General features: G+C 64.5%; 11 protein-coding genes. 9 read left to right on the top strand and 2 right to left on the bottom strand.

The features are described from left to right. Together AC6I9R_RS16760 and AC6I9R_RS16765 are read right to left on the bottom strand one after the other, a co-directional pair. Complete coding sequence (locus AC6I9R_RS16760) at window positions 1–1533, bottom strand: acyl--CoA ligase (RefSeq protein WP_461427336.1); 1533 nt, start codon at window positions 1531–1533, stop codon at window positions 1–3. A 53-nt stretch (window positions 1534–1586) separates the two neighbouring features. After that, on the bottom strand, window positions 1587–2612 hold the full coding sequence (locus AC6I9R_RS16765) for a LacI family DNA-binding transcriptional regulator (protein WP_461427335.1): 1026 nt from the start codon (window positions 2610–2612) through the stop codon (window positions 1587–1589). A gap of 131 nt (window positions 2613–2743) precedes the next feature. Here AC6I9R_RS16765 and AC6I9R_RS16770 point away from each other — a divergent pair, with 131 nt between their 5' ends. The 9 genes from AC6I9R_RS16770 (at window position 2744) to AC6I9R_RS16810 (ending at window position 11180) form a co-directional block, all read left to right on the top strand. Continuing rightward, the gene (locus tag AC6I9R_RS16770) at window positions 2744–3700 is read left to right on the top strand and encodes a Bug family tripartite tricarboxylate transporter substrate binding protein (protein WP_461427334.1); all 957 of its coding nucleotides are present in this window, start codon (window positions 2744–2746) and stop codon (window positions 3698–3700) included. Window positions 3701–3768: 68 nt separating this feature from the next. After that, complete coding sequence (locus AC6I9R_RS16775; RefSeq protein WP_461427333.1) at window positions 3769–4227, top strand: tripartite tricarboxylate transporter TctB family protein; 459 nt, start codon at window positions 3769–3771, stop codon at window positions 4225–4227. A 12-nt stretch (window positions 4228–4239) separates the two neighbouring features. Continuing rightward, window positions 4240–5739: a tripartite tricarboxylate transporter permease gene (locus AC6I9R_RS16780; protein ID WP_461427332.1), complete on the top strand. Its 1500-nt coding sequence runs from the start codon at window positions 4240–4242 to the stop codon at window positions 5737–5739. Then, window positions 5739–6605: an alpha/beta fold hydrolase gene (locus AC6I9R_RS16785; RefSeq protein ID WP_461427331.1), complete on the top strand. Its 867-nt coding sequence runs from the start codon at window positions 5739–5741 to the stop codon at window positions 6603–6605. The genes AC6I9R_RS16780 and AC6I9R_RS16785 overlap by 1 nt, the downstream gene beginning before the upstream one ends. Further along, the gene (ltnD, locus tag AC6I9R_RS16790) at window positions 6598–7488 is read left to right on the top strand and encodes an L-threonate dehydrogenase (RefSeq protein WP_461427330.1); all 891 of its coding nucleotides are present in this window, start codon (window positions 6598–6600) and stop codon (window positions 7486–7488) included. Before AC6I9R_RS16785 ends, ltnD begins: the two co-directional genes overlap by 8 nt. Window positions 7489–7500: 12 nt before the next feature. Continuing rightward, complete coding sequence (gene denD / locus AC6I9R_RS16795; RefSeq protein ID WP_461427329.1) at window positions 7501–8481, top strand: D-erythronate dehydrogenase; 981 nt, start codon at window positions 7501–7503, stop codon at window positions 8479–8481. 31 nt (window positions 8482–8512) lie between these two features. Further along, a complete protein-coding gene (otnK, locus tag AC6I9R_RS16800; protein ID WP_461427328.1) occupies window positions 8513–9769 on the top strand; it encodes a 3-oxo-tetronate kinase in 1257 nt (418 codons plus the stop codon). Continuing rightward, window positions 9766–10413, top strand: coding sequence for a 3-oxo-tetronate 4-phosphate decarboxylase (gene otnC, locus AC6I9R_RS16805; protein ID WP_461427327.1), 648 nt, complete (start codon window positions 9766–9768; stop codon window positions 10411–10413). The genes otnK and otnC overlap by 4 nt, the downstream gene beginning before the upstream one ends. Further along, entirely contained in the window at window positions 10410–11180 is a 771-nt protein-coding gene (locus AC6I9R_RS16810) for a hydroxypyruvate isomerase family protein (protein ID WP_461427326.1), read from the top strand. Before otnC ends, AC6I9R_RS16810 begins: the two co-directional genes overlap by 4 nt. Window positions 11181–11192 lie beyond the last annotated feature (12 nt).

Genomic DNA, 11192 nt, shown 5'->3' on the forward strand with positions numbered 1-11192 from the left:
TCAGGCGCCTTCCGTAAGGCCAAGTTTCTCGGCCAAACCAATGCGTTGCAACTTCCCGGTGGCCCCTTTCGGGATCTCGTCCAGGATCACGACCTTGCGCGGCACCTTGAAGGCAGCAAGCCGTTCGGACGCGAAGGCGCGAATGTCCCCCTCCGTCGCCTCCGCCCCCTCTTTCAGGACGGCGGCGGCGGCCACCTCTTCCCCCAGTTTCGGATGCGGCAAGGCGAAGGTCACAACCTGTGCCACGGCGGGGTGGGCGGACAGGACGCCGTCCACTTCCAATGGGGAGACCTTCTCTCCGCCCCGGTTGATGATTTCCTTCAGCCGCCCTGTCAGCGTCAGATAGCCTTCGTCGTCAAACTGCCCCTGGTCGCCGGTCCGGAACCAGCGTTTGCCGTCGGCTTCGAAGAAGTTCTTCGCGTTGGCCTCGGGGTTGCCTTCATAGCCGGGCGTCACGTTGGGGCCAGAGATGACGATTTCACCCACCCCCTCGATCAGATGGTTCTCAACCTCATGGGCGATGCGCACCAGGGGTCCGGCCTCGACCCCGACGGCACCGGGCTTTTGAGCGCGCGGTGGCAGCGGGTTGGAGGCCATCTGATGCGCGGCCTCCGTCATGCCATAGCCCTCGATCACCGGCGCGTTGAACGTTTCGGCCAAAGCCTCCATCACCGGTCCGGGCAAGGAGGCCGACGACGAGCGCAGAAAGCGCAGCGGCACCTCGGCGATGGTATCGGTGTTGCGGCTGGCGCGGCTCAGGATGGTCTGGTGCATCGTGGGCACGGCCGTGTACCAAGTGGGCCGCGCCTCGCGCATCCAGCCGAAGAACTTTAACGCATCAAAGCCCGGCGCGCACCAGACCGACCCGCCAGATGCCAGGGTCGCCGACACCGCCGCGATCAGCCCGTGGATGTGGAAAAGCGGCATCACGTTCAGGCAGCGATCACCGGCCAGAAGATCCAGCGAGGCCCCGATGTGGCGGGCGGAAGCCGCTATGTTGGACTGCAGCAGCGGCACGATCTTGGGCCGCGACGTGGTGCCCGAGGTGTGCAGGATCAGGGCGACATCATCGGCGCCGGGGGCGCTGGTGTCGGCAGTTCCCGCGCTGGTTTCTGCGCGTAGCGTGAAGTGACCCGCAGGCGCCCCCGCCGTCGTTTCAAGACGCAAGACGCTGAGGCCCTGCGCCGTCGCCGCATCAAAGGTGGGGCCCGTATCGCCCTCGGCCAGGATGATCGCCTTCGCCTTGAGATCCTCCAGATAGAAGGCAAACTCATCGACCTTGTAGGCCGGGTTCAGCGGACAGGTCGTCGCCACGCCCGCGACGCAGACGAAGGCCGCCGCCATTTCGGGACCGTTGGGCAGCACGATGGCCACGCGGTCGCCGCGTCCGATGCCCGCCGCGTGCAGCGCGGCGGCTGTGCTGGCGGCAACATCACGCAACCCGCCGTAGTCCAACCAATCGCGGCCCGGCGCGCCGATGGCAGGCGCCGTTGCATCCTGTGCCATCCAGAGTGCGGATAGTGTGGTTGTCATGTCTTCGCTCCCGTCTTCCAATTCGTCATGGCCCGCACCGCACCCGGCGCGCCCTAAATGCTTTCACCCAGCCGCAGGTTGAACCCCAAATCGATCACCTTGGCATCGAGTGACCCGTTCGCCGCCGCCAGCAACAGATGCGCCGTTTCCACCCCCATCTGGTAGCGGGGCGTCTCGACACTGGCCAAAACCAGGGGCGTAGCGAGGCCAAGGCCGATGCCGTTGAACCCGATGATCCCGATATCTTCCGGAACCCGCATCCCCTTGCGCTGGCAGTAAAACAATCCGCCAAGGGCCTGGTCATCATTGGCGTAAAAGATGGCGTCGATATCCGGCGAGCGCTCCAACAGAATGCGCGTGGTTTCCGCACCGACCTCGGGCGTGGCCGGGGTGTCAGAGATTTCGCGATCCTTGAGGGGGATGCCGAGTTCCTCAAGGCGCGCCTCAAACGCCAAGCGCCGCATCTTGGACCGATCAGGACGCTCGGCCCAGGCGCCGATGTAGCCTGGGTTGCGGTAGCCACGCGCGGCCAGCAAGTCCGCCACCGCGATGGCCGCCTGACGGTTCGAAATGCCAACGGCCGCCTGCATCGGGGCGCTGTCGATATCCATGAATTCCACGACGGGGATGTTGTGCTGCGCAATCATCGCGGCGACCGCAGGATCATGGTCGGTGCCTGCGATGATCACCCCCATCGGCGACCATGCCAGCATGTCGCGCAGCACCTGAATTTCGCGGTCGCGGTCGTATTTCGTGATGCCCAGAACCGGTTGCAGCCCGGCCTTGGTCAGGACAGTCTCGATCCCGTCCAGCACCTCGGGAAAGACGCCGTTGCCGATCGACGGCACGATCACCGCCACCAGGTTGCTGGACTGTGACTTCAGCGCCCCGGCAAGCCGGTTGGGCGTGTAGCCCAGTGCGTTGGCGGCCTCCATCACCCGGTCCCGCAGCCGCGCCGATACCGAGGGCGCGTCGCGCATGACCCGCGAGACCGAGATCTCGCTGACGCCAGACATCTTCGCCACATCGCGCAGGGTGGCGCGGCGCGTGCGGTCTGTTGGTCTGTCGGCGTTTGTCATGGTCTCTCCCCGCCCGAGTTCTGCACGAAATTTTATTCCATGACAACGTTGACATTTAAAATGACAACGCTACCAATTCTGTCACGGGAGACATAATGAACGCCTCACCCGGAGGCGACAGGGAGGACTACATGAAGTTTGCAACCGTCACGACGGGCCTTGCGGCCGTCGCCTTTTCCGCTGGCCTGGCCTCTGCACAAGAATTCCCAGAGCGCCCCATCAACCTTATCGCGCCGTTCAACGCCGGTGGCGGCACGGACCTTCTGCTGCGGGGCATGGCGCCCCATTTCGCCGAAGCCATCGGCGGCGATGTGTTCGTTTCCAACATGGCGGGCGGCTCTGGCACAGTTGCCGCGTCGGCGCTGCAAGGCCAGCGCCCGGACGGCTATCAGCTGGGGTATTTCTCGATCACCGTGTCGACCATTCAGCCGCAAATTCGCGACGTGCCCTATAATGTGGACAGCTGGACGCCGATCTGCTCGGTCGCAGCCTCGCCGACGCTGCTGTTCACCTCTGCCGACCAACCCTACATGACGGCCCAGGACGTCGTGGACGCGGTACAGGCTGATCCCGGCGCGCTCGTCTATGGCTCGTCCGGCGCGGGCGCGATGACGCACCTGACGACGGTGGCGGGCTTTGCCGGACTGGGCATCATCGACGACATGGTTCACCTGCCGTTCCAGGGCTCTGGCCCTGCCGTGCAGGCGCTGACCGCAGGCACGATCCAGTTCTTCGGCGACACCGAGATCCTGATGCAGCGCGGCGATTTCCGCCCGTTGATGGTATTCAACGACGAGCGCCTGGAAACCTACCCCGATGTCCCAACGGCCGCTGAAGCTGGCATCGAAGCCCCGCTGAATGAGCTGTACCTTTGGGGTGGCCTCTTCGCCCCCGCAGGTGTGGAGCCCGAGGTCGTGGCGACCCTGGAAGCGGCTTGCGAAGCCGCCGTCTCCTCGGACGGCTTCCAGGAATTCGCGGCAAACTCCGGCACCGTGATCAACTACCGCGGCGCAGAGGAATTCGATGCCTTCTTCCGCGCGCAGTATGAGGCGAACTCTGCCCTCATCGAAGCGGCAGGCCTGAACTAAAGCGCGGCTTTCGCGATCAAATGGCCCGGACTGACCCGGGCCATTTACCCCTCCGGTGGACCCTTCTCATGCCGACAATCATCTCTGAACGCGTCCTCGTCCTTTTGGCCCTGCTGATCACCGCAGTGGCTTTGTTCGCAACGACGTTCGGGACAGAATACCGCCTGCTCGGCGCCGTTCAGTCGCCTGTCTTCTTCCCTCGAATCATCCTCGGCGTCATGATCGCCCTTATCGCGATTGCCATCGTGCAAGACACCCTGTCGGGCGCGCGCGACGCCCCTGTCGATAAATGGGCGGCCCTGATCGTCTTCGTCATCGCGGCGCTGATCTTCGCCAACCTGATCACCCGCATTGGCTTCATGCTATCGGCTGTGCCCTTTTCAATCCTGGCGCTTTGGGTCTTTGGCCTGCGCAATCCGCTGGCCATCGTGTCTTATGCCATCATCGTCCCGGGCAGTCTTGTGGTCCTCTTCAACCATGTCTTGAAGCTGCCCCTACCGACATCGCCTTTCACTTACCTCTTCTGACGGAGCGCGCTGATGCTTGCCGCCATTCCTGACGCAATCGCGCTTCTGTTCACTGCCGAGGCTTTGCTGACGCTGATCCTGGGAACCGTCCTGGGCATCATCCTGGGTGCCATGCCGGGCATCGGGTCGACGGTCGCCGTCGCCATGGTGCTGCCGTTCACGCTGTCGATGGGACAGGCCCCGGCGATCCTGCTACTGCTCGCGGTCTATGCGGGGTCGGTCTATGGCGGCTCGATCTCAGCGATCCTGATCAACACGCCCGGCACGCCGCAATCGGCGGCGACGTGCTTTGACGGCTACCCGATGGCGCAGCGCGGCGAGGCGGGCAAGGCGCTGGGGTGGGCCACGATTGCCTCGGTCATCGGCGGCCTCGTCTCAGCGGTGGTGCTGCTTGTCGCGGCGCCGCAACTGGCAGCCCTGGCGCTGAACTTCGGCCCGATTGAGACCTTCGCGCTGATCCTTCTGGGCATGACTTGCATCGTCTCGGTCTCCACCGGCTCGCTGATCAAGGGGCTTCTTGCGGCGACCATCGGCATCTTCCTGGCGTCCGTCGGCGGCGATCCGATCACTGGCCAGCCGAGGTTCACCTTCGGCGCGTGGCAGTTGATTTCGGGCTTCAATCTGCTTGCAGTTGTCATCGGCATCTTCGCCCTGTCCGAGGTCTTCATCCGGGTCAGCAAGAAGGCCGAGGAAGTCAGCGAGCTGTCCGAGTTTCGCGGCATCGTCCTGCCCCGTTGGCGCGAGTGGGCCGGGCGCAAGAAGAACCTGGTGAAGTCCGTCTTGATTGGCAACGTCATCGGCGTTTTGCCCGGCACCGGGGCGGCCACGGCGGCGTTTATTTCCTACGCCGAGGGTAAGCGGTCTTCTCCCAACAAAGACGCTTACGGCACCGGGGAGCCCGACGGCATCGTCTCGTCTGAGGCCGCGAACAACGCCGTGACCGGCGGCGCGTTGGTGCCGACGATGGCGCTTGGCATTCCCGGCGACGCGATCACCGCCGTCATGCTGGCCACGTTGACGCTGCATGGGATCACGCCGGGTTTCCGCCTGATGGAAGACAACCCCACGCTGATCGCGGCAATTTTCGCAGGCTTCTTTATCATCAATCTGCTGTTGCTGCCTCTTGGCATGGCCTTGGGCCGGGTCGCCGCGCCGATCCTGCGGATGAAAGAGGCCTACATGATGACGGGAGTCGTGCTTCTGTGTGGGGTCGGCATTTACTTTGTGCGCGGCAACCCGTTCGACCTTATGGTGATGGGCTTTGCGGGCGTGCTTGGCTTTGTGTTGCGCCGCCAAGGGGTGCCCATGGCGCCGCTGGTGATCGGCATGGTGCTCGGGCCGAACTTGGAACTGACCCTGCGCCAAGGCCTTATTCTGACGCGTGGTGACATCACAGCATTCGCAACGGATCATCCCATCGCGGGCGGGCTTTTCGTGGTGACCGCCCTGGCGCTGGCCTTCCCGATCTACCGCGCGATCCGCGACCGTCGGCACCGCAGCGTGGACGCGTGATGGCAGCGTCCATCACCGAGGGCTTTATCGACACCGAAAGGCTGCGCCTCTTCGCCCTAAGATCCCAACCAACCCAGTCGCATGGCCGCGTGCTTTTGTTAGGCGGGTCGAACTTCGACCTGCACCTGAAGCGTCAGTTTCTGGACACGGCCCTCGCGCAACGGTTCGAGATCACCACTTATGAGCCTCGCGGGATTGGACGGTCCGACCAGCCGGACGGCGATTGGCAGATGGAAGACTACGCCCTTGACGCCCTGGCTTTGATGGACGCCATCGGGTGGCCCTCTGCCAATGTCATCGGCGAAAGCTTCGGCGGGATGACCGCGCTGCATCTTGCGTTGATGGCTCCGGACCGCGTGGGGTATTTGGCCATAGCATCGGCTGCCGCTGGCGGGGATGGCGGCGCATCTTTCGACATTTCGGCCCACCTCGGCTTGCCCGCGAAGGAGGCCGCCACAAAGGCGCTTTGCCTTCAAGACACGGCAAACAGAACGCTGCAGGCATCCGACCCACCCGCCTTCCAAGCCCGTCTGGAAGAGCGGTTGGCCTTCGACAAGGCCTTCGCGGATCCCTCCGTCACAAGCGGCGGATACGCGCGCCTTCTGGCCGCGCGCGCGCGCCATGACGTTTGGGAGCGGGTGCCAGACATCCAACATGACACTACGGTCATCACCGGCACGCGAGACGAACAGGCACCGCTTCAGGCGCAACGTGCCCTGGCAAATCGCCTCCGCCATGGGCGGCACTGGCAATATGACGGGGGCCACGGGGTTGCGTTCACGCAGAAAGCCGTGATGGAAGACCTATGCGCATTGTGGTGTGACGGATTAGGTCAACACACCGAAAAAGGAGAACGGCATGGCTGAAGGATCTGTTGCGGTCATCGGCTTGGGCGCGATGGGGTTTGGCATGGCGCAATCCTGCGTCAAGGCGGGCCTAAGGACGTATGGCGTGGATGTGAATGCGGAAGCGGCGGAGCGATTTCGCCAAGCAGGCGGCGCATCGGGCACGCCCGAGGGCCTATCCGCCGTCGTCGTGGTCGTCCTGAATGCCGCGCAGTTGGAGGCGGTTCTCTTTGGAGACGCGGGCATTGTTGCCGAGCTCAGCCCGGGCGCCGTGGTGATCGCCTGCCCAACCGTTCCGCCGCAAACCGCGCGCGATATGGCCGCGCGGTGCGAGGCCAACGGCGTTCACTACCTCGATGCGCCGATCTCAGGCGGGTCGATCAAAGCGGCCAAGGGCGCGTTGTCGGTCATGGCCTCTGGCACGGCAGAGGCCTTCGCAGCCGCCCGCCCGGTCCTTGATGCCACGGCCGAGACGGTCTTCGAATTGGGCGACACGGCTGGCGCGGGCTCGGCCATGAAGTCGGTTAACCAACTGCTGGCCGGGGTTCACATTGCAGCCATGGGCGAGGCGATGGCTTTCGGCATGACGCAAGGCGTGGCGCCAGAGCGTTTCCTGGAAGTCATCAGCCAATGCGCGGGGACCTCCTGGATGTTGGAGAACCGCGCGCCCCATGTTGTCGCGGGCGACTACACGCCCCACAGCCAGATCAACATCTGGCCAAAGGACCTCGGGATCGTGTTGGATGTCGCGAAACAGGCCTCCTTCTCGGCGCCGATCACGGCGGCGGCGCTCCAGCAATACATGGTCGCCGTCGGCATGGGGTTGGGGGCCGAGGATGACGCCGCGATCACCAAGGTCTATGCGCGCAACGTGGGGCTCAGCTTGCCCGGCGACGACAGCTGACGGAGGCACATGATGCGAGTTTTGATCCTGGGCGCAGGCGGCATGATCGGCGCAAAACTGGCGTCGCGCCTTGCCGCAAAGACGCAGCTTGGCGGGCGTTTGATTGACGCGCTGGACCTCGTTGATATCAACCAGCCGCCGGTGCCCGGTGGCGCGGAGGCTATTGCCACCGCGCGCGCCGTCGACATATCCGATGACGGTGTCGCCCATGACCTTGTGGCCGCGCGCCCGGATGTCATCTTCCACCTCGCCGCCATCGTCTCGGGCGCGGCGGAGCGGGATTTTGAGCTTGGGTACAAGATCAACCTTGATGCGACGCGGGCCCTTTTCGAAGCCATCCGCATGGCGCATCAAGCCGACGGCTATTTCCCCCGCGTGGTTTTCACATCGTCGCTTGCCGTCTATGGCGCGCCCCTGCCCGACCCGATCCCGGACGATCACATCCGCGCGCCCCACACCAGCTACGGCGCGCAAAAGGCGATCACCGAACTGCTGCTTGACGACTACACCCGGCGCGGCTTTTTGGATGGCGTGGGCATTCGGTTGCCCACGGTCGTCATCCGCCCCGGCGCACCCAACGCGGCGGCATCGGGCTTCTTTTCCGGCATCCTGCGCGAGCCTTTGGCCGGCCAACGCAGCACCCTGCCCGTCGCGGCTGAGACGAAACACTGGCTCGTCAGCCCCCGGTCCGCAGTTGGTTTTCTGATCCATGCGGCCGAGATCGACGGCGATGCCGTCGGTGCCCGGCGTACCCTGAATATGCCTGGGGTCGAGACGACCGTGGCGGGGCAGATTGAAGCACTGAAACGGGCCGCAGGCACGCAGGCCACGGCCCTGATCGACCGCGTGCCGGACCCGGCCATTGCAACGATCATTGACGCCTGGCCCCGGGCCTTTATGCCAAAGCGTGCGATTGCTTTGGGCTTCACGGCGGAAACCTCTGTCGATGAGTTGATTGCCGTTTACAAGGAAGATGACGCGCCCAATCCTTGATGGGCGCGCGTGACGGAAGGGGACGAAGGGTATGGCCACACTACTGGGCTGCATCGCGGATGATTTCACCGGAGCCACGGATCTCGCGGGCCTCCTGGCGCGCAGCGGGCACCCGATCAGCCTGCGCATCGGCGTGCCGGACGCGCCGCCTTCTGATGCCGCGGCCTTTGAGGTGATCGCCCTGAAATCTCGCACCGCCCCTGTCGCTGACGCGGTCAGCGAATGCCGCCGCGCGCTGGCGTGGTTGCGCGACGCGGGCGCGACGCATTTCTTCTGGAAGTATTGCTCTACCTTCGATTCCACGCCCGAGGGAAACATCGGCCCGGTAGCAGAAGCCCTGATGGAAGATCTGGGGGCCACGCAGACGATCTATTGCCCCGCGTTCCCCGAGAATGGGCGGTCGATCTTCATGGGCAACCTTTTCGTCGGACAACAGCCGCTCGCGGAAAGCCCGATGAAGGACCACCCGCTGACGCCGATGCGTGACAGCAATCTAATGCGTCTGTTGAAGCCGCAGGTCACGCAGCCGGTTGGTCTCGTGGATCGACTGACCGTGGCGCGGGGGTCTGAGGCCGTGCGCGCCGCGCTTGCTCAGCTTACGGCCGACGGCGTGGCCCATGTGGTCGTGGATGCCGTCGCCGACGCCGACCTGCAAGTCATCGCAAAGGCCTGTCACGCCATGCCGCTCCTGACCGGGGGCAGCGCCGTGGCGATGCCCCTGCCCGCCTTGTTGACCGACCAAGCGCCTGCGCCGTCGACCCGCGCGCAAGACATCGCGGCAGGGGCCATGATCCTGTCGGGCAGCTGCTCGGCCATGACCCGGGCACAGGTCGCGCATTACGCGCCGCTTGGGCCAAGCCTGCATCTAGACCCGATCAAACTGGCCGAAGACGGCGTGCAATTCGCGCTGGATTGGTTGGCGACCCAGCCTCTGACCGCAACCCCGATGCTCTATGCCTCGGCGGACCCGGCGGACGTGAAAGCCGCGCAAGACACGCTCGGCGCCGATCGCGCCGGACAGATCGTGGAAGAGGCCTTGGCCACACTCGCCATCGCCGGGCGTGACAAAGGCGTGCGGCGGATCATCGTGGCGGGCGGCGAAACGTCGGGCGCGATCACCCAGGCCCTCGGCGTCACGCGCGTTGATATCGGCGCGGAAATCGCCCCGGGCGTGCCGTGGACGTTCTGCAGCAGCGGTGGGCACGCGATGGCGTTGGCGCTCAAATCCGGAAATTTCGGAGCCGAGACGTTCTTCTGCGATGCCTTGGCAAAACTGGAGACGTCATGACCGAAACAGCCCTGCGCGAACAGATCTGCATGTTGGCCAAGTCTCTCTACGATCGCGGGTTGACCCACGGCAGCACCGGAAACATCTCGGCACGGACCGAGGATGGCGGGCTTTTGGTGTCCCCGACCGGCACCAGCTTTGGGCGGCTCGACCCCGGCAGGTTGAGCCGATTTGATGCTGCGGGCACGCTGATCGAAGGCGACCCGCCCACCAAGGAAATGCCGCTTCACACGGCATTCTACGACACCCGCAGCACGGCGGGCGCGGTTGTTCATCTGCACTCGTGCCATTCCGTAGCGTGGTCGATGATGCCCGACGCGAATGAGGATGACTTTCTGCCGACGCTTACCCCTTACGGGATCATGAAACTGGGTCGGGTGAAGTTGTTGCCGTTCTTTTTGCCCGGTGACCCGGCCATGGGCGATGCGGTGCGGGGCCTCGCGGGCAAACGCTCTGCCGTGATGCTGGCCAACCACGGCCCCGTGGTCGCAGGCAAGGATATCGAGGCGGCGTGCAATGCGGTTGAAGAGTTGGAAGACAGCGCGCGGCTCGCGATGATGATGCGCGGCGTGGCCGCACGCGGGCTGACCGACGCACAGGTCCAGGCCGTGGTGACGAAATTCAACGTGGAGTGGGACGCATGACGCGGTTTTCCGCAAACCTTGGTTTCCTGTGGACGGACAGATCGCTGCCCGACGCGATCCGCGCAGCCCATGGCGCTGGTTTTCATGCGGTGGAATGCCATTGGCCTTTTGAGACGCCCGCCGCCGACGTCGCCGATGCGATGGCCGAAACGGGCCTGCCGATGCTGGGGTTGAACACGAGGCGCGGCGATGTGGCAGCGGGTGACAACGGCCTCTCCGCGATCCCGGGCCGCGAGGAGGAGGCGCGCGCGGCGATTGATGAGGCGATTGCCTACGCCGCCCAGATCGGCGCCGGTGCTGTCCATGTGATGGCAGGGTTTGCCGAAGGTCCGCAGGCTAAGGCGACCTTCACCGAGAACCTGACTTACGCCTGCGATCAAGCCGCCTCAAAGGACATCACGATCCTGATCGAGCCGCTCAACCGCTTTGATGCGCCGGGATACTTCCTGAACACCACGCAACAGGCGGCGGACCTGATCGAGGCCATCGCCCTGCCGAACCTGCGGCTGATGTTCGATTGTTACCACGTGGGCCGGACAGAGGGGGACGTGATTGCGCGCCTCAAAACGCTCTACCCCCTGATCGGGCATATCCAGTTTGCCTCCGTTCCTGATCGGGGCACCCCGGATCATGGCGAGGTCGATTTTGGCGCGGTCTTCGCCGAGATCGAAGCCCTGGGGTGGCAGCATCCACTGGGGGCCGAGTATAAACCCACCGGCCCCACAGACGCGTCCCTTGCTTGGATGAAAAGCGTCTTGCCGATTTGAGGTCTGGTGGGA

The sequence above is a fragment of the Gymnodinialimonas sp. genome, assembly GCF_059726805.1.